Source organism: Leisingera sp. ABM4_060 (genome assembly GCF_056158765.1).
This window is the reverse complement of sequence record NZ_JBSWTX010000001.1, coordinates 2,881,539-2,906,769: the sequence shown is the minus strand read 5'-3', so window position 1 is coordinate 2,906,769 and position 25,231 is coordinate 2,881,539. Positions and strand designations below refer to the sequence as shown.

25 protein-coding genes are annotated in these 25,231 nt (G+C 63.5%); 15 read left to right on the top strand and 10 right to left on the bottom strand.

The annotated features are described in order from the left end of the window. Positions 1-27: 27 nt before the first annotated feature. Genes ACXAEH_RS13885 through ACXAEH_RS13875 form a run of 3 tightly spaced genes read left to right on the top strand, consistent with a single transcriptional unit; the run spans position 28 to position 2,068 of the window. On the top strand, positions 28-777 hold the full coding sequence (locus ACXAEH_RS13885; protein WP_475033582.1) for an SDR family oxidoreductase: 750 nt from the start codon (positions 28-30) through the stop codon (positions 775-777). After that, on the top strand, positions 774-1,385 hold the full coding sequence (locus ACXAEH_RS13880) for an enoyl-CoA hydratase/isomerase family protein (RefSeq protein WP_475033580.1): 612 nt from the start codon (positions 774-776) through the stop codon (positions 1,383-1,385). Before ACXAEH_RS13885 ends, ACXAEH_RS13880 begins: the two co-directional genes overlap by 4 nt. Continuing rightward, the gene (locus ACXAEH_RS13875) at positions 1,382-2,068 is read left to right on the top strand and encodes a VOC family protein (protein ID WP_475033579.1); all 687 of its coding nucleotides are present in this window, start codon (positions 1,382-1,384) and stop codon (positions 2,066-2,068) included. Before ACXAEH_RS13880 ends, ACXAEH_RS13875 begins: the two co-directional genes overlap by 4 nt. A 10-nt stretch (positions 2,069-2,078) precedes the next feature. Here the strand turns inward: ACXAEH_RS13875 and ACXAEH_RS13870 are convergent, their stop codons facing one another. Then, positions 2,079-2,372, bottom strand: coding sequence for an HNH endonuclease (locus ACXAEH_RS13870; protein WP_475033578.1), 294 nt, complete (start codon positions 2,370-2,372; stop codon positions 2,079-2,081). A gap of 68 nt (positions 2,373-2,440) precedes the next feature. On the opposite strand from ACXAEH_RS13870, the gene ACXAEH_RS13865 reads away from it, so the two are divergent. Continuing rightward, a complete protein-coding gene (locus ACXAEH_RS13865; RefSeq protein WP_475033577.1) occupies positions 2,441-3,640 on the top strand; it encodes a TIGR03862 family flavoprotein in 1,200 nt (399 codons plus the stop codon). Here the strand turns inward: ACXAEH_RS13865 and ACXAEH_RS13860 are convergent. The 5 genes from ACXAEH_RS13860 to ACXAEH_RS13840 all read right to left on the bottom strand — a co-directional run bounded on the left by ACXAEH_RS13860 (position 3,613) and on the right by ACXAEH_RS13840 (position 8,972). After that, entirely contained in the window at positions 3,613-4,203 is a 591-nt protein-coding gene (locus ACXAEH_RS13860) for a glutathione S-transferase family protein (protein ID WP_475033575.1), read from the bottom strand. The genes ACXAEH_RS13865 and ACXAEH_RS13860 overlap by 28 nt on opposite strands. 70 nt (positions 4,204-4,273) lie before the next feature. After that, positions 4,274-5,302: a DNA polymerase III subunit delta gene (holA, locus tag ACXAEH_RS13855; RefSeq protein ID WP_475033574.1), complete on the bottom strand. Its 1,029-nt coding sequence runs from the start codon at positions 5,300-5,302 to the stop codon at positions 4,274-4,276. Continuing rightward, a complete protein-coding gene (lptE, locus tag ACXAEH_RS13850; protein ID WP_475033573.1) occupies positions 5,299-5,814 on the bottom strand; it encodes an LPS assembly lipoprotein LptE in 516 nt (171 codons plus the stop codon). Before lptE ends, holA begins: the two co-directional genes overlap by 4 nt. Beyond that, a complete protein-coding gene (gene leuS, locus ACXAEH_RS13845) occupies positions 5,801-8,395 on the bottom strand; it encodes a leucine--tRNA ligase (protein ID WP_475035580.1) in 2,595 nt (864 codons plus the stop codon). The genes lptE and leuS overlap by 14 nt, the downstream gene beginning before the upstream one ends. A gap of 88 nt (positions 8,396-8,483) precedes the next feature. Beyond that, positions 8,484-8,972 (bottom strand): DUF3576 domain-containing protein, encoded by a 489-nt coding sequence (locus ACXAEH_RS13840; RefSeq protein WP_475033572.1) that lies wholly within the window; start codon positions 8,970-8,972, stop codon positions 8,484-8,486. A gap of 311 nt (positions 8,973-9,283) precedes the next feature. Here ACXAEH_RS13840 and ACXAEH_RS13835 point away from each other — a divergent pair, with 311 nt between their 5' ends. Continuing rightward, on the top strand, positions 9,284-10,294 hold the full coding sequence (locus tag ACXAEH_RS13835; RefSeq protein ID WP_475033570.1) for a porin: 1,011 nt from the start codon (positions 9,284-9,286) through the stop codon (positions 10,292-10,294). A 123-nt stretch (positions 10,295-10,417) separates the two neighbouring features. Beyond that, entirely contained in the window at positions 10,418-11,068 is a 651-nt protein-coding gene (locus tag ACXAEH_RS13830; RefSeq protein WP_475035578.1) for a YggS family pyridoxal phosphate-dependent enzyme, read from the top strand. 57 nt (positions 11,069-11,125) lie between these two features. On the opposite strand, the gene ACXAEH_RS13825 is transcribed toward ACXAEH_RS13830, so the two are convergent. Continuing rightward, complete coding sequence (locus tag ACXAEH_RS13825) at positions 11,126-11,638, bottom strand: L,D-transpeptidase family protein (protein ID WP_475033569.1); 513 nt, start codon at positions 11,636-11,638, stop codon at positions 11,126-11,128. Then, positions 11,635-12,723, bottom strand: coding sequence for a GTP cyclohydrolase II (ribA, locus tag ACXAEH_RS13820; RefSeq protein WP_475033568.1), 1,089 nt, complete (start codon positions 12,721-12,723; stop codon positions 11,635-11,637). The genes ACXAEH_RS13825 and ribA overlap by 4 nt, the downstream gene beginning before the upstream one ends. 173 nt (positions 12,724-12,896) lie before the next feature. On the opposite strand from ribA, the gene ACXAEH_RS13815 reads away from it, so the two are divergent. Continuing rightward, positions 12,897-13,583, top strand: coding sequence for a response regulator transcription factor (locus tag ACXAEH_RS13815; RefSeq protein ID WP_039164198.1), 687 nt, complete (start codon positions 12,897-12,899; stop codon positions 13,581-13,583). Between the two features lie 243 nt (positions 13,584-13,826). Continuing rightward, positions 13,827-14,615 carry an exodeoxyribonuclease III gene (locus tag ACXAEH_RS13810; RefSeq protein WP_475033566.1) on the top strand — a complete coding sequence of 263 codons (789 nt, stop codon included), beginning with the start codon at positions 13,827-13,829 and terminating at the stop codon, positions 14,613-14,615. A 176-nt stretch (positions 14,616-14,791) separates the two neighbouring features. Here the strand turns inward: ACXAEH_RS13810 and ACXAEH_RS13805 are convergent, their stop codons facing one another. Further along, positions 14,792-15,313, bottom strand: a complete 522-nt coding sequence (locus ACXAEH_RS13805) for a DUF6653 family protein (protein ID WP_475033565.1) — start codon at positions 15,311-15,313, stop codon at positions 14,792-14,794. Between the two features lie 75 nt (positions 15,314-15,388). Between ACXAEH_RS13805 and ACXAEH_RS13800 the strand changes: the two genes are divergently transcribed. From ACXAEH_RS13800 to ACXAEH_RS13790, 3 genes are read left to right on the top strand one after another with little or no spacing between them, the layout of a single operon-like run. Next, a complete protein-coding gene (locus ACXAEH_RS13800; RefSeq protein WP_475033564.1) occupies positions 15,389-16,315 on the top strand; it encodes a tetratricopeptide repeat protein in 927 nt (308 codons plus the stop codon). A 27-nt stretch (positions 16,316-16,342) separates the two neighbouring features. Further along, the gene (locus tag ACXAEH_RS13795) at positions 16,343-16,987 is read left to right on the top strand and encodes an LON peptidase substrate-binding domain-containing protein (RefSeq protein ID WP_475033562.1); all 645 of its coding nucleotides are present in this window, start codon (positions 16,343-16,345) and stop codon (positions 16,985-16,987) included. Continuing rightward, positions 16,984-17,172 carry a Trm112 family protein gene (locus ACXAEH_RS13790; RefSeq protein ID WP_475033561.1) on the top strand — a complete coding sequence of 63 codons (189 nt, stop codon included), beginning with the start codon at positions 16,984-16,986 and terminating at the stop codon, positions 17,170-17,172. The genes ACXAEH_RS13795 and ACXAEH_RS13790 overlap by 4 nt, the downstream gene beginning before the upstream one ends. Positions 17,173-17,441: 269 nt before the next feature. Here the strand turns inward: ACXAEH_RS13790 and ACXAEH_RS13785 are convergent, their stop codons facing one another. Then, a complete protein-coding gene (locus ACXAEH_RS13785; RefSeq protein ID WP_475033559.1) occupies positions 17,442-18,668 on the bottom strand; it encodes an FAD-dependent monooxygenase in 1,227 nt (408 codons plus the stop codon). Positions 18,669-18,777: 109 nt separating this feature from the next. Between ACXAEH_RS13785 and ACXAEH_RS13780 the strand changes: the two genes are divergently transcribed. From ACXAEH_RS13780 to ACXAEH_RS13765, 4 genes are all read left to right on the top strand, one after another. Beyond that, a complete protein-coding gene (locus tag ACXAEH_RS13780) occupies positions 18,778-20,109 on the top strand; it encodes an amidase (protein ID WP_475033557.1) in 1,332 nt (443 codons plus the stop codon). A 122-nt stretch (positions 20,110-20,231) separates the two neighbouring features. Beyond that, a complete protein-coding gene (locus ACXAEH_RS13775; protein ID WP_475033556.1) occupies positions 20,232-21,410 on the top strand; it encodes an aminotransferase class I/II-fold pyridoxal phosphate-dependent enzyme in 1,179 nt (392 codons plus the stop codon). Positions 21,411-21,527: 117 nt separating this feature from the next. Beyond that, the gene (locus ACXAEH_RS13770) at positions 21,528-24,560 is read left to right on the top strand and encodes a DNA translocase FtsK (RefSeq protein WP_475033554.1); all 3,033 of its coding nucleotides are present in this window, start codon (positions 21,528-21,530) and stop codon (positions 24,558-24,560) included. 80 nt (positions 24,561-24,640) lie between these two features. Beyond that, complete coding sequence (locus tag ACXAEH_RS13765) at positions 24,641-25,231, top strand: LolA family protein (RefSeq protein WP_475033552.1); 591 nt, start codon at positions 24,641-24,643, stop codon at positions 25,229-25,231.

Below are 25,231 nucleotides of genomic sequence, written 5' to 3'. Positions count from 1 at the left end.
GTTATCAGTCACTTGGAGGGACGGCCGATGGATTTCAACGGAAAAACAGTTGCAATTACAGGGGCCAGCCGCGGCATCGGCGCTGATGCAGCCCGGATTTTTGCCGCCGCCGGGGCCAATCTGGCCTTGCTGGCAAGGAGCGCGGACGCCCTGGAGGCGCTGGCGAAAGAGATCGGCGGAAATGTGCTGACGTTTGCCTGCGACGTGGCGGACTGTGCCGCGGTTGAGGCGGCGCTGGGCGAAACGCACGCGAAGTTCGGCAGTTTGGACATCCTGATCAACAATGCCGGGGTGATCGAGCCGATCGCCCGGCTGTCGGAAGCGCAGCCGGAGGACTGGGGCAAGCTGATCGACATCAACCTCAAAGGCGTGTTCAACGGCATGCGTGCGGCGCTGCCGCTGATGAAGCCCGCGGGCGGCGGCACCATCATCACCGTGAGCTCCGGTGCGGCGCACAGGCCGCTGGAGGGCTGGAGCGCCTATTGTTCCTCCAAGGCAGGTGCAGCGATGCTGACCTCTGCCCTGGATCTGGAAGAACGCGGCAACGGCATCCGTGCCATGGGCCTGTCGCCGGGAACCGTGGCCACCCAGATGCAGCGCGAGATCAAGGCCAGCGGCATCAATCCGGTGAGTGAGATGGAGTGGGAAGACCACATTCCCGCGGAATGGCCTGCGCGGGCGCTGATGTGGATGTGCACTGCGGATGCGGATGGCTATATCGGCCAGGAGGTTTCGCTGCGCGAAGACAGCATCCGCCAGCGGGTGGGGCTGGTATGATCGGGCTGGAGATTGCCGAAAACGGCCTTTGGACCGTCACCATCAACCGTCCGGACAAGGCCAACTCGCTGACGGAGGCGATGCTGACCGAACTGGCGGAAATCGCTGAGCGCGCCGGGGAGGCCCGGGGGCTGATCCTGACCGGCACCGGCAAGGTGTTCAGTGCCGGTGCCGATCTGGACGAGGCGCGGGCAGGCCTCGCGACGTCTCCGGTGTGGGAGCGGCTGTCAAATGCCTTGGCCGCGGTGTCTTGCCTGAAGGTGGCGGCGCTGAACGGCACTTTGGCAGGCGGCGCCAACGGCATGGCGCTGGCCTGCGACATCCGCATTGCGGTGCCTTCGGCCAAGGTCTTTTACCCGGTGATGAAGCTCGGCTACCTGCCGCAGCCGTCGGATGCCAAGCGGATGGCGGCGCTGATCGGCCCCGCGCGCACCAAGATGATCCTGGCAGCAGGTCAGAAGATCACTGCGCAGGAGGCTTATGTTTATGGTCTGGTAGACCGGATCGTGGAACCGGAGGCGCTGATGGAAACAGCACATGATCTGCTGGCCCATGCGCTGGAGGCCAAGCCGGAAATTGCGGCCGGCATCCTGGAGATGTGCCGGTGAAGCGTCTGTCCGGAGTCCGGCTGCAGGTAGAAAACCCTGAGCGGCTGGCCGGTTTCTATGCCGATGTGTTTGGCATGAAGGCACGGGCCGGGGGAGATACCTGGCGGGTGGGGTTTGCGGGAGAGGACGCGGACCTGATCCTGCTGCCCGGCGGCACACAGACTGCGCGCTCCCGCGATGAGCGCTACTGGAAAATCGGCATCTGCCTGCCTGATTTGGACTTGGCCTGCGAGCAGCTGCGGCAGAATGGGATGGAGGTCTCCGCTCCGCATCAGTTCCGCGATATCGGTTATATGGCGCACCTGCATGATCCTGAGGGGTTTTCTATCGAGCTGCTGCAGCATGATTTCCAGGGCAACCGGCCAGATGATGCTGGTGATCCTGCGCTGCCGCTGGGTGGCGGTGCGCATGTGGGGCAGGTCACCTTGCGAACCGGGGATATCGCAGCGGAGCTTGCCGAACATGCGGAAATGAAACTGCTGTCGGTGCAGGATGTCTCAGAATTCGGGTTCGATCTGCACTTCCTGGCCTACACATATGAGACCCCGCCGGATCCGGATCTGACGGCTGTGGCAAACCGTGAATGGCTGTGGCGCCGCCCCTATACCACGCTGGAATTCCAGCATATCGCCGGGGCAGAGATGCAGGACAGCCCGGCGTTTCAGGGGCTAGAGATTACCTAAGGTTTTGACCCTAACGCTTGCGGCGTTTGCCAGGCACGCGGGAGTTGAATTCCGGAGGGCGCTTTTGCACCCAGGCGATGAACTTGGCCAGCCTCGGATGCGCCTTCAGCGCGTCGGGCGTGCTGTAATCGCGGGCCAGTTCCGCCTCGGTCAGCGTGGCATGGATCTCGCGGTGGCAGATGTCATGCAGCAGAACCACCGGCCCGCCCTTGCCTCCTTTCAGTTTTGGGATCAGATGGTGCAGGCTTTGCGGCACGCCGCCCGGAATGGGGCGGCCGCAGAGCGGGCAGATCGGATCAGGCATGCGCAGGCCTCTTTGGGTTTGGTGCAGTGAATAGACACGCCGGCGGCAAGGGCTGGCAAGGGGATGGCATGGCAGAGGCATGGGACGCAGTGGTGATCGGTGCAGGTCCGGCCGGGCTGATGGCCGCCGAGGTACTGGGCCGGGCCGGGCACCGGGTGCTGGTTCTGGAGGCCAAACCGTCGGTTGCGCGCAAGTTCCTGATGGCGGGGAAATCCGGTCTGAACCTGACCAAGGATGAGCCGTTTACGCAATTGATCACACAGTACGGAGAAGCAGCGGAGTGGCTTGCGCCGATGATCCGGGAGTTTGACGCGCAGGCAGTGCAGGACTGGGCACGCGGCCTCGGCAGTGAGCTGTTCACCGGCTCGACTGGCCGGGTGTTTCCCACGGTGATGAAAGCCTCGCCGCTACTGCGCGCCTGGCTGGCACGGCTGGGTGGATATGATGCCGAACTTCGCACCCGCTGGCGCTGGGCTGGCTGGGACAAAAATCAGCTTGCCTTTGAAACGCCGGAAGGCCCAAAGCGGATCGAGGCCGGCGCCGTTGTTCTGGCGCTGGGCGGCGCAAGCTGGGCACGGCTCGGCGCCGACGGAACCTGGGCGTTGCTTTTGCAGGATAATGAAGTGGAAACCGCTCCGTTTAAACCTGCCAATGCGGGGCTATTGGTGGAATGGTCCAGCCATATGGAGCCGCAATTCGGCCAGCCCCTGAAAGGCATAGCGCTGAAGTCTGGCCAGCTTTCTTCGCGGGGAGAGGCTGTGATCTCGCAGCGCGGTCTGGAAGGCGGCGGCATTTACTCTGTCTGTGTGGAGGTGCGGGAAGGCCAGGAACTAAAAATAGATCTTCTGCCTGACGTGCAGGATGCCGAAGTGGCTCGCAGGCTGTCCCGGCCGCGTGGCAAGGCGAGTTTTTCCAATCACTTGCGCAAGGTGCTAAAGCTGGGCGCGGCACGGACCGCCGTGCTGCAGGAGTTTGGCCGTCCCTTGCCGCAGGAGCCGGAAGCTCTGGCACAGCTGATCAAAGCGCTGCCGGTGAAACACGTCGGCCTGCGCCCGATGGATGAAGCCATTTCCACCGCCGGCGGGGTGAGCCGCGAGGCGCTGGACGAAGGGCTGATGCTGAAACAGCTCCCCGGCACCTTTTGCGCCGGGGAAATGCTGGATTGGGAGGCGCCGACGGGCGGCTACCTGCTGACCGCCTGCCTGGCGACCGGGCGCTGGGCGGGGCGGGCGGCTGCGGATTACTTGGCGAGTGCCGCCACCCGCTGAAACGCTTCGCGCTCACGCATCCGCTTGCCATAGTCCTGCAGTTTTTCACCTTCGACCGGGAATTTGGCGCTGCGGGCCCAGTTCAGGCAATGGGTGCAGATTATATCGGCGATGGTGAAGTCCTCGCCCATCAGAAAGGGGCCGGCCATCTTGGCCTCAAGCCGGGCCAGGTTGTGGGCGAACTCCCATTTCAGGCTGCCTTTCACCTCCGGCACCCGCTGGTCCTCGGGCAGGATGAAACTGTGGCGGGCGGCGGCCCAGAGGACGGCGTCGACCTCGTCCAGCAGAAGGTGGGTCATTGCGTCCTGCTTGGCGCGGGCCACGGTGCCGGCCGGGGCGGTCAGCGCGCCGTGCTTGTCAGCCAGATAGGTCAGGATGGCAGTCGAATCGGTGATGGTCTCACCTTCTGCCTGCAGCACTGGCACTTTGCCCGAGACATTCAGCGCCTGGACTTCCGGGCTGCGGGGCCCATGCTGATGCAGCTCGTAAGGCACGCCAAGCTCTTCAAGCGCCCAGAGAACCCGGAAGGTGCGGGTGAGCGGGATGCCAGTGACCGTATACATCGTCTCTCTCCTGTTGTGTGCAGTTAAGATGGGCTGCGCGGGAGAGGGGATCAAGGTAATGGGCGCAGCGTCAGCGGGCGCGGCTCAGCATGGCCAGCCGGATCAGCGCACGTTCCATCAGCGCCAGCGCGGGCGCAGTCTGCCCGGCCGAGCGCAGCGCCAGGTCGGTGTCGGTGATGATCGTCAGCGCGGTTTCCAGCCGGTTTGCGCCCCAGTTCTGCGCCTGGCGCAGCATCCGGTCGCGCCGTTTGCCATAGAGCGGCGGGCGCAGCTGGCCGATACCCTGCGCCGGGCCGCCGGGGGCCGCGGCGATGGTGTACAGCGTGCGGAAATGCCGGGTGGCGCCGATGCAGAGCGTCACCGCACTGGTGCCCTGCGCCTGCAAGCGGCGGATCAGCGGGCCGATTTCCGGGCTGCGCCCCTCGGCCACCACGTTCAGCACGTCATCCAGCGCGGCTTCGGTCGACTGCGGAGCAACGGCGCCGATGTCGTCCAGCGACAGCGGGCTGCTGTCTCCATGCTTGTAAAGCGCCAGCTTTTCGATCATTCGGGAGAAATCGCCGGGGCCGGTGTCATTGGCAATGTCCGTCAGCGCCGACATGCTGTCGCCGGGCACGTCGCGGATGCCGGCTTCGCCCAGGATCCGCTCGATTTCGGCACGTGAGGGCGGGTCGTCATAGATCCCAACCGCATAGGCATTATTGTGGCTTTCAAAGGCCTTGCGCAGTTTCGAGGAGGCCTTGAGCAGGCCCGCCGTGACCACGATTTGCGCATCGCCCGGTTGCCATTCCTCCAGCGCGGCGGCAATCGCGGGGGTGGCCGTATCATTGGCGCCTTCGACAAACACCGCCCGGACACCGGGGAAAAACCCCACCGCCTTGACCGCATCCAGCAGCTGCGCCGGGTCTTTGCGCAGGTCGCTGCCGGGCAGCCGGGTCAGACGCATTTCTTCCTCGGCGCCAGGCCCAAGCAGGGCTGCCAGCACCTGCTGCCGCTTGAGTGACACGCGCATTGCATCGGCGCCATAGATCAGGATGCCGGTCTTGCCCGGATCGGGCCTGGCGAAATAGCCATCCGCCTCGCGCGGCGAGAGTTTCATTCGGCAGGCGCGGAGAGATCCGCAGTTGCTAGAATCTGCGCAGTGATCTGATCGGCCAGAATCACCATCAGCCGCTCATGCGCATCGCGTTCGCCTGCCAGTGTCTCCACTGTGGAGCCGGTGGCGGAGTAGCCGGTGAAATTCTCGACCCTGCCGCTGGAGGCGACCTTGCCGTCCGACAGGCGGGTCAGCGAATAGCGGGCCGTGCCGATCACCGAATAGCGGGTGATGTCATTGCCTGCGGTAATCGCCTGGCCTTCTTCCCGCGTGCGCAGCGTCAGGTCCAGCTTGTAAGTCGCGCTGCCGCCGCGGCCCAGGCGCTGTTCCAGGTTCTGTACCAGGAAATAGGCGTCGGTGCCGCTGGCGGTCCTGATCTCTTCCGGCGCCTGCACTTCGATCTGGCCATGCAGCGCGGACCCGGTGCCGCCAGGGGCATACACCGGGGTAAAGCCGCAGGCCGCTGCCACCAGGGGCAGGGCCAGCAGCAGGGTTCTGCGGTTAAGCAACGACATTCACAATCCGGCCCGGCACCACGATCACCTTTTTCGGAGCGCCGCCATTCAGCGCCTTTTGCACAGCTTCGTGCGCCAGGGCGAGTTTTTCAACCTCTGCCTTGTCCAGGTCCTTGGCGACTTCGATTTCGCCGCGGCGCTTGCCGTTGATCTGGATCGGCAGGGTGACGGTGTTCTCGACCAGCATCGCTTCATCCGCAACCGGCCAAGGCGCGGTGGCCACCAGTCCCGCGCCGCCCTGATGGCTCCAGATGTCCTCGGCCAAATGCGGGGTCATCGGCGCCATCAGCTGGGCCAGGGTCATGATCGCCTGGCGCTGTGTCTTGTGGCTGGCCTTGGATTTGGCAAGCGTGCTGGTGAAGGCGTAAAGTTTGGCAATTGCCGCGTTGAAGCCAAAGGAATTGACGCCCAGGGTCACGTCGCGGATGCACTTGTGCATCTCGCGCAGCAGATCCGCGTCGCCTTCCCCTGCCGCTTCCGGGTCCATTTCGCCGATCCGGTCGCACAGGTTCCAGACCCGGTTCAGGTGTTTATAGGCGGCCTCGGCACCCGATGCGGTCCATTCCACGTCGCGCTCGGGGGGCGAATCGGACAGCACGAACCAGCGTGCGGTGTCCGCGCCGAAGGATGAGATAATGTGCAGCGGGTCCACCACGTTGTTCTTGGACTTGGACATCTTGGCCGACGGGATGATCTCCACCTCGGTGCCGTCCTTCAGGAAGCCCTTGCCGTCGCGCAGCTCGACTTCCTCGGGGTAGTGGTACTTGTGAAATTTAATGCCGGGACCGCGTGGATCACCTTCTTTTGTGACCTGCTGGGACTGATAGATCGCGTGGGTCACCATGCCTTGGGTGAACAGCGCATCAAAGGGTTCTGCCGATTTCTCCGGCAGGTGGCCGCAGATCTGCATCGCGCGCGCGAAGAAGCGCGAATAGAGCAGGTGCAGAATTGCATGCTCGATGCCGCCGATGTACTGGTCGACGTTCATCCAGTATTCGGCTTCGGCCATGTCGGTTGGGGTTTCGGCGCGCGGGGCGGTGAACCGGGCAAAGTACCAGCTTGAGTTGACAAAGGTGTCCATGGTGTCGGTTTCGCGCTGCGCAGGCTTGCCGCAAGAAGGGCAGGCACAGTTGCGCCAGCTGGGGTGGCGGTCCAGCGGGTTGCCCGGAACTGAGAAGTCGATGGCCTTGCCGTCTTCGTCATAGGGCAGGGCGATCGGCAGGTTCTCTTTCTTCTCCGGCACCACGCCGCAGTCTTCGCAGTGAACCACGGGAATCGGGCAGCCCCAGTAGCGCTGGCGGGAAAGCCCCCAGTCGCGCAGGCGGTATTTGGTGACGCCCTGGCCCCAGCCGGCCTTTTCCGCAAAATCGACGGTGGCGTTGATCGCCTCTTCGCCAGTGGCCTCGGTCAGCCCGGAAAAGTGATCAACCCAGCGGACTTTCTCGGTTTTCGGCGGCACAAAGGCTTCGCCTGCCACTGGAGAATCATTGTCCAGAGCAAAGAAGGTGTCGGTGACCGGCAGATCATACTTACGGCAGAAGTCGAGGTCGCGCTGGTCGTGCGCCGGGCAGGCGAAGATTGCGCCGGTGCCGTAATCCATCAGGATGAAGTTGGCGATCCAGACCGGCAGTTCCCAATCCGGGTTCAGCGGGTGCTTCACCCGGATGCCGGTGTCATAGCCCAGCTTCTCGGCGGTCTCGATGGCTTCCTCGGTGGTGCCGCCCTTGCGGCACTCGGCAACAAAGGCTGCAACCTCTGCCGATTCGGCTTCCAAGCCTTTTGCAATCGGGTGGTCGGGCGAGATGCCGACAAAAGACGCGCCCATCAGCGTGTCGGGGCGGGTGGTGTAGACCTCGATTGCCTCGCTGCCATCTGTGCGTTCAAACGAGAATTGCAGGCCGCGCGACTTGCCGATCCAGTTTTCCTGCATCAGGCGCACCTTGGCGGGCCAGTTTTCCAAGCCGTCCAGTGCTGACAGCAGCTCTTCGGACATATCCGAGATCTTGAAGAACCACTGCGTCAGCTCGCGCCGCTCCACCAGCGCGCCAGAGCGCCAGCCGCGGCCGTTTTCGACCTGCTCGTTGGCCAGCACGGTCATGTCGACCGGGTCCCAGTTCACCACCGCGTTTTTGCGGTAAACCAGGCCCTTTTCCAGGAAATCGAGGAACAGCGCCTGCTGCTGGCCGTAATACTCCGGGTCGCAGGTGGCGAACATGCGGGACCAATCGAGCGACAGGCCCAGCGGTTTCATCTGCTCGACCATCGTGTCGATGTTCGAATAGGTCCAGTCCTTGGGGTGCCCGCCCGAAGCCATCGCAGCGTTTTCAGCCGGCATGCCGAAGGCGTCAAAACCCATTGGGTGCAAGACGTTATGGCCGGTGGACAGCTTGTAGCGTGCGATCACGTCGCCCATTGTGTAGTTGCGCACATGGCCCATGTGCAGCTTACCCGACGGATAGGGGAACATCTCCAGCACATAATACTTCGGCTTGTCGCCGGTACGCTTGGCCTGAAAAATCCCGGCCTTGTCCCAGGCTTCCTGCCATTTTACTTCGATTTCCGTGGCGGAGTAACGCGACATCAGAGCGGTCCTTTGCATGAAAACGCCGGGCTAGGGGCCCGGCGCTTCTGATAATGGGGTTTGGCTGGTGATTCCAGAGGGCAGCGGGTCAGAACTTCTTGTCTGCAATCCGCAGCTGCCGCGCCCGGGAGAGAATCGCATCTTCAACCGCGCGGGTGGTGCTGGCGCTGACCGGGCCGCCCTTGGATTGCAGCGAGACGTTCAAGGAGCGCGCGTCCAGCGCCGGGTCCTTGATGTGCACGGTCGCCCGGTAGGAGCGGCCGCCGCCTGGAGGGGTGCCGTATCCGGTCACGATGACACCGGTGAACGGGTCGACCGATTGCACCGGCAGGAAGTTCAGCACATCCAGGCTGGCGCTCCAAAGGTAGCGGTTGACCTGCACATTCTGGTCTGGCTTGCCGCGGAACACATCCCAGATGGAGGAGGGCGTGTTGCCGGCAGCCAGCGTGTCGCGGTCCTCACGGTCTTTGCCAAGTTGCGTGCCGGGCAACGTTTCCCTGTTGCCGCCGCCGCATGCTGCAAGGCTGAGACACAGCGCACCGATCAAAGTTGCCTGCAGGGTCTTTGTCTTAGTCATAACCGCTCCCGGAGCCAATTTCTGCGCGAACACCTATCGCAAGCGGCGCAGGCGGAGCAAGAGGTTAGGCAGCTATAGTGCAGCTGCCATTGCGGATTGCCTGTATCAGACCAGCAGCGCTTTGCCCGATCGCGGGGTTTGAGCAGCCGGCATCGGAAGGACTGTGGCAAAGCTGCACCATCCCGTGGTGCATCGTTTCCCCTGACTTTCCCAAGCCTTGCCAAAACGGGGGTGAAAGAGCGAAACCCCTTGGCATACCCACGCCGGATTCCCCGGTTTGGGCTGAGGAATAGAAAACCGAGGGAAAAACTATGAAAAAGGTTCTCTTCGCGACCACCGCGCTGATCGCCACCGCAGGCATGGCCGCGGCCGAAGTCAAGCTGTCCGGTTATGGCCGCTTTGGCCTGGACTACAACGACGGCAACGAAACCGTTGTCGGCCGTGACGAAGTCAACATCACCAGCCGTCTGCGTATCCAGTTCGACATGTCGACCGAAACCGACGGCGGTGTGACCGTTGGCGCACGTGCCCGCGCTCAGTTCGAAAGCCGTGACGGCACCCCCGGCACCGGCGCATTCAACGGCGCTCAGTTCCACGTCGCTTATGGCGGCCTGCGTGTGAACGTCGGCAACATCTGGGGCGCAATCGACTCCATGCCGGGCCTGTACCTGGAAACCCGTTCGGCTGGCCTGGGCATCGACGGCGCTGGCTTCCAGTCGCTGGTTACCCAAACCGGCAACAACAGCTTTGACTGGGATACCTACACCTCCGCAGCAGCTGGCCGTAACGGCATCGAAGCTCTGTACTCCGCAGGCGGCTTCTCGGGTCACCTGTCCTACTCGCAGTCGAACGGCGGCACCGTTGCCGGCTCCGCGGACGGCACTCAGCGTACCGGCGTGCACGTTGCTTACACCTTCGGCGACTGGACCGCAGCTCTGGGCTACCAGGACTCCAACGTGGTTGGCGAAGACAAGATCCTGGCAACCATCCAGGGTGACCTGGGTCAGTTCGGCGTTCGCCTGGCCTATGCCAACAACCAGGACTCCGCGACCGTTGCAGGCGGCGCACTGGACGACACCGACAAGCTCGGCCTGTACGGCACCGTTGAACTGGGCGCAGCTTCCAAACTGGTTGCTTATGTCACCAGCGAAGACAACCCGGACCTGACCACCGGTGCGGCTACCGCGGGCAGCACCGACGGCACCGGCTACGGCATCCACTACTCCTACGACCTGGGTGGCGGTGTGTCCTTCGAAGCTGGCGCACGCGAAGCTTCCAACGACAACACCACCGTTCAGGCAGGCCTGTACTTCAGCTTCTAAGCTGAAGCACGCCTAGCGTGACTTCGGGGCGGGTTCCTTCGGGACCCGCCCTTTTCTTTTGCGGCTTAACATTTCCCGGCAAACAGTGTTTTTTGCAGCCAAACAGATATGAGGCCCGAAACCATGCCGCTTGCAGAGATCACATCCCGGATTGCCAAGGCTGAACAGAAGGCCGGACGCGCCGCTGGCAGCGTGCAATTGATTGCCGTGTCCAAGGTGCAGCCGAATGAACGGGTCGAGGCGGTGCTGGAAGAAGGCCACCGCTGTTTCGGCGAGAACAAGGTGCAGGAAGCGGCTGGGAAGTGGCCGGCTTTTGCCGGGAAGTTCGAGGGTATCGACCTGCACCTGATCGGGCCCTTGCAAACCAACAAGGCGCGCCAGGCGATGGAGCTCTTTGACAGAATCCATTCGGTCGACCGCCCCAAGCTGGCCAATACACTGGCCCGGCTGGCTCAGGAACTGGGCAAATGCCCCGAACTGTTTGTTCAGGTGAACACCGGCGAGGAACAGCAGAAGGCAGGCGTGATGCCGGCAGAGGCGGATGCCTTTGTTTCCGAATGCCGTAAGCTGGACCTGCCGGTGAAAGGGCTGATGTGCATCCCGCCTGTGGACGAAGAGCCCAGTCTGCACTTTGCTTTGCTGGCCAAGATTGCCGAACGCAACGGTCTGCAAGGCCTGTCGATGGGCATGAGCGGCGATTTCGAGAAGGCGATTGCGCTGGGGGCCACCCATGTGCGGGTCGGCTCTGCTATCTTCGGCGCCCGGAGCTATTGAGGCGCAAAAGTTTTCCAAAAACTTTTGCCAAGACTTTTCTGAAAAGTCTTGGCCCCGTCAGCGGCGGACCTGCGCCGGCACAAATACCCGGGTGCCTGGCTGGATCCGGGCGGCGAGCCAATGCAGATCGGTTCGGGAAAAGGCAATACAGCCTTCGGTCGGGTAGCCAGGGCGCCGCCATTGGTGGATGAAGATGGCGGAGCCATTGCCGGGAATGGCATCCGGCCAGTTCCAGTCGGTGATCAGGACGAGATCGTACAGAGGATCTGCCCGGCGCAGTATTTCATGGCTGAATCTATAGGGCACGCGCACATGCTGATTGTAACGCGAGTCGCTCATGTCATCCGACCACAGGTCGCCGGGGCCAATCGGCCTGGCCCAAGGGGCGGGGCGGGGCAAACGGTCCGGGCGGTAGTACATCCCGGCGATGCGGTGCATGCCAACCGGCGTGGCGCCATCGCCTTCGCGTTTGGCAGCAGAGAGCCCGCCTTTGCCGATTGTGCAGGGCAGCACCCGCCCCTGAAAGCGGACCCCGCGCGGGGTCAGAACCAGATCGACAGGCGATGTCACAGCATATGCCCAGACTTGCGCGCCTTGGTGGCCAGATAGTGCTGATTGTGGGCGTTTCTCCCGACTTTCAGCGCCACCCGCTCGGCCACGGCGATACCGGTTTTCTCCATCATTGCGATCTTGTTCGGGTTGTTGGTCAGCAGCCGCACCTGGGAGAACCCCATCTTTTGCAGGATAGCGGCGCCCAGGCGGAAATCGCGCTCGTCATCCTCGAACCCGAGCCGGTGGTTGGCTTCCACCGTGTCGAACCCCTGGTCCTGCAGCGAATAGGCCCGCATCTTGTTGGCGAGGCCGATGCCGCGGCCCTCTTGGTTGAGGTACAGCAGAACGCCCGCGCCTTCATCGCCCATCTGCGCGAGCGCGCCGCGCAGTTGCGGGCCGCAATCGCATTTGAGCGAGCCAAGCACGTCGCCGGTGAAACAGGCGGAGTGCAGCCGAGCCAGGACCGGCTTGGACCGGTCGGGGCGCCCGATTTCCACCGCATAATGTTCTTCGGCACCGTCTTCCGGGCGGTAGATATGCAGCCGGCCGGCCTCGGCGGCATCCATCGGCAGCCGGGCCGCGGCAACCGGATGCAAAGGCGAGCTTGCGCTGAGCAAAGGCTCTGCAGCAGTCCGGGATATGGTGGTGAGGCCGTGGGCGGCGGCAAATCCGGCCGCTTCACTGAGGGGCACAAGCGCGGCTGCCGGCAAAAGCCGCGCGGACTTGACCAGCGCAATCGCCAGCCGGTGCAGATCGGCGGAGCCGCTGCGCAGGCTGGACAGCGGGCCTTTCATCGGGGTGTTCAGATCGTCTGCAGGATCGGCCAGCGCCTGGATCCATTGCAGCCCCTCTGAGGCCGGAACTTTGATGCGGGCAATGTCTTCGTCATAAACTCGGGCTTTCAGCGTCTCCGCCCGCCGCGCGGTCAGCGCCAGCGATAGGGCGCCCAAGGCGCGCATGTCGGCCAGGCGGGCAGTGCTCAACGCCTCCACGCTGATCGCAAGCACTGCGTCCGGACCGCTGGTCAGCACCACCGGCAGCCCCATGCGCAGATCAACCCGGGCGCGGGCCAGCAATTCGATCATCGTGGGCATCAGGCTCATGCGGGGAATCCGGTGTTATTTTGTAACAAAGGCTCGCTGTCTTTACGCCTAAATGCAACGGATGTGAAACAATTTCCATGCCATGGACACGTCGGCGTGAGAGTTTTGCAGCAAATCTTGCCGGCGGCGTGAAGGATACGCATGTGTGGTCAGGAGAACAGGAGGGCGAGCCGATGGCGCAACTGAAGAAAATTTTGCTGGTTGATGACGATGAGGATCTGCGCGAGGCCTTGAGCGAGCAGTTGGTGATGACCGAGGATTTTGATGTCTTCGAGGCCGAAAACGGCCAAAGTGCAATGGAGCGCGCCAAGGAAGCTCTTTATGACTTGATCATTCTGGATGTCGGCCTGCCGGACACCGATGGCCGTGAGCTGTGCCGCCTGATGCGCAAGCAGGGGGTGAAGGCACCAATCCTGATGCTGACCGGCCATGACAGCGATGCAGACACCATTCTGGGCCTGGATGCTGGTGCCAATGACTATGTCTCGAAGCCGTTCAAGTTCCCGGTGCTTCTGGCCCGGATCCGCGCCCAGCTGCGCCAGCATGAGCAGTCGGAGGACGCGGTTTTTGCGCTGGGGCCTTATACCTTCAAACCATCAATGAAGCTCTTGATCACAGAAGACGACCGCAAGATCCGGCTGACCGAGAAGGAAACCAATATCCTTAAGTTCCTGTACCGCTCCAGCGACGGTGTGGTGCCGCGCGATGTGCTGCTGCACGAGGTCTGGGGCTATAACGCCGGCGTCACCACCCACACGTTGGAAACCCATATCTACCGCCTGCGGCAGAAGATTGAGCCCGATCCGTCGAATGCGCGCCTGCTGGTGACGGAATCAGGCGGATACCGCCTGGTTGCCTGAGCTATAGGGCAGTTGACCCAGATCAATGAGGTGCCCAAGGCGCATCTTTAGACTGCCCATGATCCCGCGCATATCCGGGTTACGGTATGCACCTCCCTGTTGGACTTGGCCGGGCCGCGCGCCCGGCCTTTTTTGCCGGGGCGCAATGGAAAGTTCTGTGCCGGGCGCATAATCGCCTCTGGCCCTTCCTTGCCCGGACAGGCAGTATCGCGCCGGAACCCGGAACTCAGCATGAGGCGCGCGATGCCATTTACCCTTGCCACCTGGAACATCAACTCGGTCCGCCTGCGCGAGCCGATCGTGCAGAAGCTTTTGCAGGAGGAAGGCCCCGATGTGCTGTGCCTGCAGGAGTGCAAGAGCCCGGTGGAGAAGATCCCGATGGAGGGGTTTGCGGCACTTGGCTACAGCCACATGATTGCCCGCGGGCAAAAGGGGTATAACGGGGTTGCCATCCTGTCGCGGCTGCCGATCGAGGATATCGGTGACAAGGATTTTGCCGGTCTTGGCCACGCACGCCATGTGGCGGGGCGGCTGGAGAACGGTACAGTCATCCATAACTTCTATGTGCCTGCAGGCGGTGACGTACCGGACCGGGAGCAGAATGAGAAATTCGGGCAGAAGCTCGACTACCTCACCGATATGCGCGACTGGTTCAAGGCAGAGAAGCCGGAGAAGTCGATCCTGGTGGGCGACCTCAACATTGCCCCGCGCGAGGATGACGTCTGGGACCACAAGAAGCTGCTGAAGGTGGTCAGCCATACGCCCATCGAGGTGGAGCATTTTGCCGATGTTATGGAGGCGGGCAGCTGGTCCGATGTCACCCGGAACGATATTCCTGACGGCCGCTTGTACAGCTGGTGGAGCTACCGGGCCAAGGATTGGGATGCCGCTGACAAGGGGCGCCGCCTCGACCATGTCTGGGCCACGCCGGACATCCGCAATGCGGCGCACTCCAGCCGGATCCTGCGTGATGCCCGCGGCTGGGAAAAGCCCAGCGATCACGCGCCGGTCTTTGCAACCTTCGATCTCTGACCGTAAGCGGGGCGCTCCCGCCTGATCCAGGGCATCCGGGGATGCCCAACTCAGTTGGGCATGGCACTGCGTTGGCGCGCAGTGCGGGCCCGCCGCGCATCAAAGCGGCGCGCGGCCCAACGCGGCAATGGGGCTGGCGCAGCCAGAACCTGCTCCTAGGGGCGGGAGCGCTTCGGCTAACGCAGCCAGCTTTTGTATTCCGGGTGCTGGTCCCGCATGTCCTGATAGAGCCATACCATCCGGTCCACGAACCAGAGCTTGCCGCCAATCATCAGCACCAGCCCGCAAAGGGTCAGCCCCGGGTCAAACCGCCAAAGCCCCAGCAGCCAGGGCAGGGCACCCAGTCCTGAAACCCAGGCCAGCCCCTTGGCCCAGCGGATGTGATGCGCCGGAACCGGCACTAGCCGGCGGATCAGGAAGACCCGCTCCCCGAACGTTCCGCGGGACGCCCAGCTATCCGTGCCCGCAGGCGGGCCAAAGGCGCGCGGGTTCCACCACGTCCATGCCAGAACAAGTGCTACGGGCAGCAAGACCCCCCAGCCAAACCAAACTCGCGACCAGATGGCCAGCGTCATCAGTGGCAGGATCGTCATGCGGCTGAAGACGCTCCATGGGTTGGCATGCCGCGCCCAGGCGGCCTCATCCATGCGCATCAGCCTTCCGGACGCGGCAAAGAGATCGAACCGGCGGCAGGCCATTGGCAAACTCCTCTCTTGGTTTCCGGCGCGCAGGATTCCATATAGGGGGCAAGTTCCAAGCGGAGAACATGAGAAATGACCGATATTCTGGGCGCCGCCGCTCCGGCGGATGATCTGATCAAAGACGTGACCGAAGCCACCTTCATGCGGGACGTTGTCGAAGCGTCAATGCAAGCGCCGGTGATTGTCGACTTCTGGGCGCCTTGGTGCGGGCCTTGCAAAACTTTGGGCCCGATGCTGGAAGCCGCGGTCGCCAAGGTCAAAGGCGCGGCCACCATGGCCAAAATCAACGTGGATGAGAATCAGCGCCTGGCGCAGGCGCTGGCCCAGCAGGGGCTGCCGCTGCAATCCATCCCGACCGTTGTCGCCTTTGTGCAGGGGCGGCCCATCGACATGTTCCAGGGCGCGCTGCCCGCATCCGAAATCGATGCCTTCCTGAAAAAGGTGATCGAAGCGGCAGGCGGTTCCGCTGACGGCGGCCTTGGCGAGGCGCTGGATGCGGCAGAACAGATGCTGGCCGAAGGCGCAGCTGCGGATGCCGCACAGACCTTTGCCGCCATTCTGGGCGAGGACGGCAGTAACGCGGCCGCTTATGGCGGACTGGCGCGTGCGCATATTGCTCTGGAGGACCTGGATCAGGCGGAAGCGGTGCTGAACGGTGCTCCGGCAGAAATCGCCGAGGCTGCGGAAATCGAAGCGGCCTTTGCCCAGATCGAGTTGGCCCGGCAGGCAGAGAATGCCGGCCCGGTGGCCGAGCTGCGGGCGGCCGTAGAGGCCAGCCCGGACGACCATCAGGCCCGGTTCGACCTGGCGCAGGCGCTGCACGCGGCCGGGGAGGCCGAAGCCGCAGTGGACGAATTGCTGGAGTTGTTCCGCCGCGATCGCGAGTGGAACGATGGCGCCGCCAAGACCCAGCTGTTCACCATCTTCGATGCGCTCAAGCCGAATGACCCGGTGGTTCTGAACGGGCGCCGCAAACTGAGCTCGATGATATTTGCCTAAGAGAGGGGCAGCACTACACTCTGTCCCATGATCCAGCCTGCCGACCTGCCGGACACGATTGCCGTGTTCCCCCTGCCCGGGGCGCTCTTGCTGCCCCGCTCACGGCTGCCGCTGCATATCTTCGAGCCGCGCTACCTGCAGATGCTGGAAGATACGCTGAAAACCCGGCAGCGGCTGATCGGCATGGTGCAGCCCTGCCCCAACCCGCAAGGCGGGGAAGATGAGCTGCACAGCATCGGCTGTGCCGGGCGGGTCACCCAGTTTTCCGAGACCGAGGACGGGAGATACCTGATTACACTGTCGGGGGTGTCCCGCTTCCGGATCACCAGGGAAACCAGCGGATTTACGCCGTACAGGCGTTGCGATGTCAGCTGGTCCGGCTTCGACCGGGATCTTGGGCGGTCCGAGGCCGACGCGCTGCTTGACCGGCCTTCCTTTCTTGACCTGCTGGAGCGGTTCTTTACAGCGCGCAGCCTGTCGACTGACTGGGAGGCCTTGAAAGATGCGGATGACGAGCTGCTGATCAATTCTTTGGCGATGCTGCTTGAGTTTGACGCCGAGGACAAACAGGCCTTGCTCGAGGCGCCCTGCCTTGCCACAAGGCGGGAAACCCTTGTTACTTTGATCGAATTCGCCCTGCGCGGCGGATCCCAGGAGGAAACCCTGCAATGACCGAACCACAGGCGCCTGCCTTCGACCGGCGGATGCTGGAAGCCTTGGTCTGCCCGCTGACGCAGACGGTGCTGGAGTATGACCCGCAGGCGCAGGAACTGATTTCCCGGGCCGCCAACGTAGCCTTTCCGATCCGGAACGGCATCCCCGTGATGCTGGTGGACGAAGCCCGCGATCTGGAATGATCCTGACGTAAGCTGCTCTGGGGGCGGAGAAACTCCCGCGCCTTCAGGTGCACCGGCTGCGCCGGCCCTCCCTTGCCAGGCTTGGGTCCGGCGCCGCGCCAGGGCGCGGCGCGGTTGTGCTGCTGCTCTGAGATGCTGGCTTGAGCCGGAAGGCAACGGCGGGCGGCGGAGGGCATTTGGCCTTGTAATCCGCTAGTGTTCCGCGGTGCTGGGCCCAAGGGTGCAGGGACATCCTTTGGATGTTCCGGAACCGGCGGGAGGGCCCGGTTTCAGATCGGGCGGCCCTGCATCAGCCGGGGCATGTCGCCGGTCAGCCCCGCGGCCTCCCGCACGAATCCACGGCGCAGGCCGGGGAGGGATCCGGCCAGCCCCATGCCGAGATCGCGGCCCAGCCGCAGCAGCGGGTTGTCGTTGGAGAACAGGCGGTTGAACACATCTGTCGCAGCCACCAGAGACGCGGTGTCGAAGCGGCGCCACTGCTGGTAGCGTTCCATCACCAGCGAGGACCCGATGTCCTCACCGCGGCGGGTGGCGCCGGTGATCACCTCCGCAAGCGCTCCGACATCGCGCAGGCCCGCGTTCAGGCCCTGGCCCGCTATCGGATGCATCCCGTGCGCGGCGTCTCCGATCAGCGCCATGCGGTCGCCGATGAAGTTGTTGGCGATGGTCAGGTTCAGTGGATAAGTGAAGCGTTTGCCGGCCAGGGAAATGTCTCCCAGGAAATCGCCGAACCGCGGCCGCAGCGCCTGGATATAGCCATCGTCATCCAACGCGTGGATGGCCCTGGCAGTCTCTGTCCGCTCGCTCCACACGATCGACGACCGGTTGCCCGGAAGCGGCAGGATCGCCAGCGGCCCGGGCGGCATGAAGAACTGATGGGCAATGCCATTGTGCGGCTTTTCGTGATCAATGGCGCAGACCAGCGCAGTCTGGCCGTAGTCCCAGCCGGTGCGCTTGATGCCCGCGCGCTGGGCGGTGCCGCTGCGGCGTCCGTCCGAGCCGACCAGAACCTGGCCGCGCAGCTCGCCGCCGTCATCCAGCGTGACGGTCACGCCCGTAGGATCCGGCGTCTGCCCCACAACGGTGCGGCCTGAAACCAGCGTGATGCCGGGCGCATCCTCCATCGCCTGCAGGAAGGCGCGGCGCAGGTAGCGGTCCTCTGCCATGTACCCCATCGGGCCTTCTTCCAGCTCGGCATGGTCGAAATGAATGAAGAAGGGCGAGGGTCCTTGACCGGCATGGCCGTCCGTGACCTTGATCTCCAGCATGGCTTGCGCGTTGTCTCCAACGTGCTGCCACACACCTATCTGCTGCAGCAGCCGCTGCGAGGCCAGCGCCAGCGCATAACCGCGCCCGTCAAAGGCCTCGTCTGCCAGCTTGTCGGGTGTGAGCGAGTTGACCACGGTGACGCTGTGCCCGGTCTGCGCCAGGGCCAGGGCAAGAGCAGGGCCGTTCAGCCCGCCGCCCACAATCAGGATATCGGACGCATTTTTCATGCCCCGCAATATGCGCCTGCTGGCGGGATTGTCCATGCAGGAAGCGCGGGATTGTACCTGCGTCCTGCTGCCGCTACCGTTTGCGCAGCAGCAACCGGGAGAGTGCGGGATGAAAGACTGGCTGACGATGACGGCCGCAGAGCTGGGGCGCGGGATTAGTGCCGGGGAGATCAGCCCTGTGGCGCTGACCCGTTGCTATCTGGACGCGATAGATGCCCATCCCCTGAAGCACCGGGTCTACACCCAAATCACGCATGACAGGGCCCTGGCTGAGGCGGAAGCTGCTGAAGCACGCGCAGGTCTGGGGTTGCGCCGCTCGCTGCTGGACGGCGTGCCGATCAGCTGGAAAGACCTGTTCGATAGCGCAGGCACGGCCACGGAATCTGGTTCGGACCTGCTCAAGGGCCGGGTTCCGGAGCAAGATGCAGCGGCGCTGCGCAATGCCACCCAAATGGGCACCGTTTGCCTTGGCAAGACCCAGATGAGCGAGCTGGCCTTCTCTGGCCTCGGCTTCAATCCGGTCAAGGAAACCCCGCCTTGCATCAACGATCAGGACGCCGCGCCTGGCGGGTCGTCTTCCGGGGCGGCAGCTTCGGTGGCTTACGGGCTGGCAGCGGCTGGCATTGGCTCGGACACCGGCGGTTCAGTGCGGATCCCGTCGTCCTGGAATGATCTGGTGGGGCTCAAGACGACTTCCGGCCGAATCACCCTGGAGGGCGTGGTGCCGCTGTGCCTGAAGTTTGACACTATCGGCCCGCTGGCCCGTTCGGTCGAGGACGCGGGCTTGCTGCTGGGCATCTTGGAAGGCATCCCCGGCCCGGATCTGCGCAGCCCAGCCTTACTCAAAGGACGCCGTTTCGCCGATTTGCAGACCGTGGCGCAGAATGACCTGAACCCGAAAATAGCGGCAGCTTACCAGGAAACGCTTCAAAAGCTGAAAGATGCCGGCGCAGAAATCGTGCCGCTGGACGTGCCCGAGCTGGAGGAGGCAATGGGCCTTAGCCCAATTCTCTACACCACCGAAGCCTACGGGCTTTGGAAAGACGTGATTGAGGCCGCGCCGCAGCTGATGTATGCGGAAATCCTGGAACGCTTCCGCTCCGGTGCGCAGTTCAGCGGCTCTGACTATGTTGCGGCCTGGGGCAAGCTGGAGCAATGCCGGATGGCCTGGGACCAGGCGGTGGCCGGGTTTGATGCGGTGCTGAGCCCGGTGTCTCCAATCCTGCCGCCGAACCTGGAGCGGCTGCAAAGCGATCACGGCTACTACGTCCAGTCCAATCTGCTGGCGCTGCGCAACACGCGCATCGGCAACCTGATGGGGCTGTGCGGGCTATCGCTGCCCACCGGCACCCCCAGCTGCGGCCTGCAGGTGCTGGGCCAGCCGGATTGCGAAGAGGCCCTGTTGCGCACGGGTGCCGCGATCGAGGCTGCCTTGGCCTGACAGCTTGGCCTGAAAGCCACATTCGGCCCAAGGGGCTACTCACCGGGTGGACGCATCCGCCCGCCCTCTGTAACCTAAGGCGCAAACGGGGCGCAAATGATCCCGTGACCGAGGCATAAGACATGGATTTTCCTGAGCGGTTTTCGAACCTGCCAGCCTACGCATTCCCGCGCCTGCGGGCGCTGTTGGACCATCACACCCCTGGCGGGGATGTGGTGCATATGACCATTGGCGAGCCGAAACATGCGTTTCCGGCCTGGGTCACCGATGTGATCACCGAGAACGCGGCCGGATTTAACCAGTACCCGAACAACGACGGCACGCCTGAGCTGCGCGGTGCCATCTCGGAGTGGATCAGCCGCCGCTATGGTGTGACGGCCGACCCGGACAACCGGATCATGGCACTGAACGGCACCCGCGAGGGGCTGTACAACGCAGCCATGGCGCTGTGCCCGGAGCAGAAAAACGGCCAGAAGCCGGTGGTGCTGATCCCGAACCCCTTCTACCAGGTTTATATGGTGGCGACGCTCTCGGTCGCGGCCGAGCCGGTGTTTGTGCCCGCAACCGCCGCTACCGGCCACCTGCCGGATTACGAGAATCTGCCCGAGGATGTGCTGAACCGCACCGCCGTGGCCTATATCTGCTCGCCTGCCAACCCGCAGGGTGCGGTGGCCTCGCGCGCCTATTGGACCCGGCTGATCCAGCTTGCCGAAAAATACGATTTCCGCATTTTTGCGGATGAATGCTATTCCGAGATCTACCGCTCAGAGGAACCCGTCGGCGCGCTGACCGTTGCCCAGGAGCTGGGCGCCGACCCCGAGCGGGTGGTGCTGTTCAATTCGCTGTCCAAGCGTTCCAACCTGCCGGGCCTGCGGTCCGGACTGATCGCCGCCGGTCCCGACACCATCAAACGCGTGAAACAGCTGCGCGCCTATTCCGGCGCGCCGCTGCCGGCACCACTGCAGGCAGCTGCGGCCCGTGTCTGGGCGGATGAGGCGCATGTGGTCGACAACCGCGCGCTCTACCAGGAGAAATACACCATCGCGGATGAGGTCTTTGCCGGCCTCAACGGATACATGGCGCCTGAAGCGGGCTTCTTTCTGTGGCTGCCAGTGGAAAACGGCGAGCAGGCCGCGCTGAAGCTGTGGCAGGAGACTGGCGTGCGGGTGCTGCCCGGCGCCTATCTGGCTCAGGGCGAACCGGGGCAGAACCCGGGCGAGACATACATAAGGGTGGCGCTGGTCGCCGCCGCGGAGGATACCCGCAACGCGCTGACCACGCTGCGCGGCTGCCTCTACTGAGATTGACGCTGCGCGGCCCCATGAGCAGGGCGGGCCGCACAGCCAAAACCAATAATCGGGCGCGCAGACCTGCGGTGAACAGCGGACAGCGCCAAAAGATACGGAACTGAGGTAGGCATGGCATTTCAAACCCGCAGCCGCGATCCGCTGCTCGACAGCAACATGCAGGCGGCCATTGAAAAGCGCGGCAAGGAATTGATCGGGCTGGCATTGATCCTGGCAGGGCTGGTGATTGCTGCCATGCTGGGTTCCTATACGCCCGAAGATCCGAACTGGACCGTCTCCACCGATGCGCCAGTGCAGAACTGGCTGGGCCGTCCCGGTGCCTCTGTCTCCTTCATCCTGATCACCCTGTTCGGCAAGGCAAGCTGGGCGCTGCCGCTGTTCCTGTCTGCCTGGGGCCTGCGCTTTGTGCTGCACCGGGGCGAGGACCGGGTGGTCTGGCCACTGCTCTTGTCGGTGCCGTGGCTGCTGGTGGTGGCTCTGCACATGGAGACCCTGAACGCCAGCAGCACCTGGCAGCAGAACTATGATTTCGGCCTGGGCGGCATGGTTGGCTACACCTTCCTGGGTGCGCTGCTGGCGCTCTTGCCAGTCAGCCTGCACTTCATGGTCAAGATCATGTCCCTGCTCAGCGCCGCCGGCATGCTGGCGCTTGGCTGCGCGGTGCTCGGCTTTACCTGGCCCGAGGTGAAAAAGGGCCTGCACAAGGTGATGATCGGCCTGATCCTGGCCTATGGCGCAGTTGCAGGTCTGCTGGGCCGCGGCGCCTCGAACGGTCTGCAGGCGGCTCTTACCTACCGCAAGGAACGTGCGGCCCGTGCCGAGGCCGCTGGCGAATACACCGAGGCAGAGCCGGAGATGTTTGAAGACTACCCGGATGACGTCTACGCAGCTGAGGCCGGGCATGAAGAGCCTGAGGCCCCCGCCAAGGGCGGCTTGCTGTCGCGCGTGCCCGGGCTTATCCGCCGTGCTGCACCGGAGGCTGAGGTGGCAGATCCTCATGCGGCTGAAGTGCAGGCAATTGAAGCGGAAGAGCTGCAATTAGACGGCGCAACCTCTGAAGACCGGGTGTCGCAGAAGATTGCCAATGCGGTGCGGATCCGCCGCGCCGCCGAGGTGCCGCCGGAAGAAGACCCCAACCTGCCGCTCACCAAGGGCCGCGGCCAGCGCCCGGCGCCGCTGATCTTCAACCCCGCCGCAGCAGAGGACGGCCTGCCGCCGGAGCCGCCGCTGACGGCTGCACAGGTGCCTGCAGCACCGCTGCCGGAAGAGCCGCCGCTGACCTGGCAGGCGCCGGAAGAGCAGGCCCTTGCGCCTGAAACACCGGTTTCTGCCGCGCAAACGGGTGCAGAGGCCGAAGATTTCGCCGCTGATCACGGCGTGATCACCCCCGACCATGTGCCCTCCGAAGCGCTGCCGGATGTTGCAGAACCCGCCGCAGCGGCCGTTGCCGTACCGGTTCCGCCTGCCGCCCCTGTGCCTGCGGCTCCAGGCCCGCGCCTGACAGTGGATCTGCCGGTGGCAGAGCCGCGCAAGGCAGTGGTTGAAAAGCCTGCCCGCAAAGCCGTGCAGCCCTCCACCCGTGCCAAGGCGGAAGCCCAGCCCAATCTGGCCTTTGAAGACAGCGGCAGCGATTTCGAATTGCCGCCGCTCAACCTGCTGACCAACCCGATGAACATCGAGCGCCATCACCTCAGCGATGAGGCGCTGGAAGAAAACGCACGAATGCTGGAAACGGTGCTGGATGACTATGGTGTCAAAGGCGAGATTGTCTCAGTCCGTCCCGGCCCCGTTGTCACCATGTACGAGCTGGAGCCCGCCCCGGGCCTCAAGGCCTCCCGCGTGATCGGTCTGGCCGACGACATCGCCCGGTCCATGTCGGCGCTGTCGGCGCGGGTCTCGACCGTGCCCGGCCGCACCGTGATCGGTATCGAACTGCCGAATGAGAACCGCGAGAAAGTGGTGCTGCGCGAAATCCTGTCGTCCCGCGATTTCGGCGACGGCAACCACGCGCTGCCGCTGGCGCTGGGCAAGGACATTGGCGGCGACGCCATGGTCGCAAACCTCGCCAAAATGCCCCACCTGCTGATCGCCGGTACCACCGGTTCCGGTAAGTCGGTGGCGATCAATACCATGATCCTGTCGCTGCTCTATAAGCTGACCCCGGATGAATGCCGCCTGATCATGATCGACCCCAAGATGCTGGAACTCAGCGTCTATGACGGTATCCCGCATCTGCTGTCGCCGGTTGTGACCGACCCCAAGAAGGCGGTTGTCGCCCTGAAATGGGTGGTGGGCGAGATGGAAGACCGCTACCGCAAGATGTCCAAGATGGGTGTGCGCAACATCGCAGGCTACAACGGCCGCGTGAAAGAGGCCCTGGCAAAGGGCGAGCTGTTCTCGCGCACCGTTCAGACCGGTTTTGACGATGACACCGGCGAGCCGGTGTTCGAGACCGAAGAGTTCGAACCCAAGGCACTGCCCTACATCGTCGTCATCGTCGATGAAATGGCCGACCTGATGATGGTCGCGGGCAAGGAAATCGAGGCCTGCATCCAGCGTCTGGCGCAGATGGCCCGTGCTTCGGGCATCCACCTGATCATGGCCACCCAGCGCCCCTCGGTCGATGTGATCACCGGCACCATCAAGGCCAACTTCCCGACCCGGATTTCCTTCCAGGTGACCTCCAAGGTCGACAGCCGTACCATTCTGGGCGAGATGGGTGCCGAGCAGCTTTTGGGCATGGGCGACATGCTTTATATGGCGGGCGGCGCCAAGATCACCCGCTGCCACGGCCCGTTCTGTTCCGATGAAGAGGTTGAGGAAGTGGTGAACCACCTCAAACAATTCGGCCCGCCGGATTATGTCGGCAGCGTGCTGGATGGCCCGGATGAGGACAAGGCTGATAACATCGACGCGGTTCTGGGACTGAACACCGGTGGCAATACGGGTGGCGAAGATGCGCTCTACGACCAGGCGGTGGCGATTGTGATCAAGGACCGCAAGTGCTCGACCTCCTACATCCAGCGCAAGCTGGCAATCGGCTACAACAAGGCCGCGCGGCTGGTGGAGCAAATGGAAGACGAAGGCGTCGTCTCCCCCGCAAACCATGTGGGCAAGCGGGAAATTCTGGTTCCCGAACAGTAAGCTGACGGAAAACCGCCGATGCCGGGACCTTGAAGGTTCCGGCATCTTCACTTCTGCAGCGGCATACTTATGTTGAAGCCATGAAACGAATTACACTTGCCCTGGCACTGATCTTCGCAGCCCCCGCTTCCTGGGCAGCGGAACAGCTGAGCCTGAACGAGATTTCCCGTTACTTGAACGGGATTTCCACGGCCTCGTCGCCTTTTACCCAGATCAACGATGATGGCAGCCTTTCAACAGGCAAGCTGTATATGCACCGGCCGGGCCGGATGCGGTTTGAATATGACGGCAAGGGCGGCAGCACCGTCGTCGTTGGCAGCGGCGCGGTGGAGATTCATGACCCCAAGTCGAACCAGCCGCCCGAAACCTACCCGCTGAGGCGGACGCCGCTGTCTATCGTCCTGGCCCGCAACGTGGATCTGGGGCGCGCCAATATGGTGGTCGGGCATTCGTTCGACGGTACCTCGACGGTTGTGCGGGCCCAGGACCCGGAGCACCCGGACTACGGCAGTATCGAGCTGATGTTCACCGGCGATCCGGTTGAGCTGCGCAAATGGGTGATCCATGACAGCGCCGGCGGTCAGACAACCGTTGTTCTGGGAGCCATGGAAACCGGCCAGAAGCTCTCTTCCAGCCTGTTCAATACCAGCGGCCGCGGCGCCTCCCGCTAA

Excerpts from the sequence above, each read along its gene's own strand:
- ACXAEH_RS13885 (WP_475033582.1), top strand. The coding sequence starts at position 28 with ATGGATTTCAACGGAAAAACAGTTGCAATTACAGGGGCCAGCCGCGGC.
- ACXAEH_RS13880 (WP_475033580.1), top strand. The coding sequence starts at position 774 with ATGATCGGGCTGGAGATTGCCGAAAACGGCCTTTGGACCGTCACCATC.
- ACXAEH_RS13870 (WP_475033578.1), bottom strand. The coding sequence starts at position 2,372 with ATGCCTGATCCGATCTGCCCGCTCTGCGGCCGCCCCATTCCGGGCGGC.
- ACXAEH_RS13865 (WP_475033577.1), top strand. The coding sequence starts at position 2,441 with ATGGCAGAGGCATGGGACGCAGTGGTGATCGGTGCAGGTCCGGCCGGG.
- ACXAEH_RS13860 (WP_475033575.1), bottom strand. The coding sequence starts at position 4,203 with ATGTATACGGTCACTGGCATCCCGCTCACCCGCACCTTCCGGGTTCTC.
- holA (WP_475033574.1), bottom strand. The coding sequence starts at position 5,302 with ATGAAACTCTCGCCGCGCGAGGCGGATGGCTATTTCGCCAGGCCCGAT.
- lptE (WP_475033573.1), bottom strand. The coding sequence starts at position 5,814 with ATGTCGTTGCTTAACCGCAGAACCCTGCTGCTGGCCCTGCCCCTGGTG.
- leuS (WP_475035580.1), bottom strand. The coding sequence starts at position 8,395 with ATGTCGCGTTACTCCGCCACGGAAATCGAAGTAAAATGGCAGGAAGCC.
- ACXAEH_RS13840 (WP_475033572.1), bottom strand. The coding sequence starts at position 8,972 with ATGACTAAGACAAAGACCCTGCAGGCAACTTTGATCGGTGCGCTGTGT.
- ACXAEH_RS13835 (WP_475033570.1), top strand. The coding sequence starts at position 9,284 with ATGAAAAAGGTTCTCTTCGCGACCACCGCGCTGATCGCCACCGCAGGC.
- ACXAEH_RS13830 (WP_475035578.1), top strand. The coding sequence starts at position 10,418 with ATGCCGCTTGCAGAGATCACATCCCGGATTGCCAAGGCTGAACAGAAG.
- ribA (WP_475033568.1), bottom strand. The coding sequence starts at position 12,723 with ATGAGCCTGATGCCCACGATGATCGAATTGCTGGCCCGCGCCCGGGTT.
- ACXAEH_RS13815 (WP_039164198.1), top strand. The coding sequence starts at position 12,897 with ATGGCGCAACTGAAGAAAATTTTGCTGGTTGATGACGATGAGGATCTG.
- ACXAEH_RS13810 (WP_475033566.1), top strand. The coding sequence starts at position 13,827 with ATGCCATTTACCCTTGCCACCTGGAACATCAACTCGGTCCGCCTGCGC.
- ACXAEH_RS13805 (WP_475033565.1), bottom strand. The coding sequence starts at position 15,313 with ATGGCCTGCCGCCGGTTCGATCTCTTTGCCGCGTCCGGAAGGCTGATG.
- ACXAEH_RS13800 (WP_475033564.1), top strand. The coding sequence starts at position 15,389 with ATGACCGATATTCTGGGCGCCGCCGCTCCGGCGGATGATCTGATCAAA.
- ACXAEH_RS13795 (WP_475033562.1), top strand. The coding sequence starts at position 16,343 with ATGATCCAGCCTGCCGACCTGCCGGACACGATTGCCGTGTTCCCCCTG.
- ACXAEH_RS13790 (WP_475033561.1), top strand. The coding sequence starts at position 16,984 with ATGACCGAACCACAGGCGCCTGCCTTCGACCGGCGGATGCTGGAAGCC.
- ACXAEH_RS13785 (WP_475033559.1), bottom strand. The coding sequence starts at position 18,668 with ATGAAAAATGCGTCCGATATCCTGATTGTGGGCGGCGGGCTGAACGGC.
- ACXAEH_RS13780 (WP_475033557.1), top strand. The coding sequence starts at position 18,778 with ATGAAAGACTGGCTGACGATGACGGCCGCAGAGCTGGGGCGCGGGATT.
- ACXAEH_RS13775 (WP_475033556.1), top strand. The coding sequence starts at position 20,232 with ATGGATTTTCCTGAGCGGTTTTCGAACCTGCCAGCCTACGCATTCCCG.
- ACXAEH_RS13770 (WP_475033554.1), top strand. The coding sequence starts at position 21,528 with ATGGCATTTCAAACCCGCAGCCGCGATCCGCTGCTCGACAGCAACATG.
- ACXAEH_RS13765 (WP_475033552.1), top strand. The coding sequence starts at position 24,641 with ATGAAACGAATTACACTTGCCCTGGCACTGATCTTCGCAGCCCCCGCT.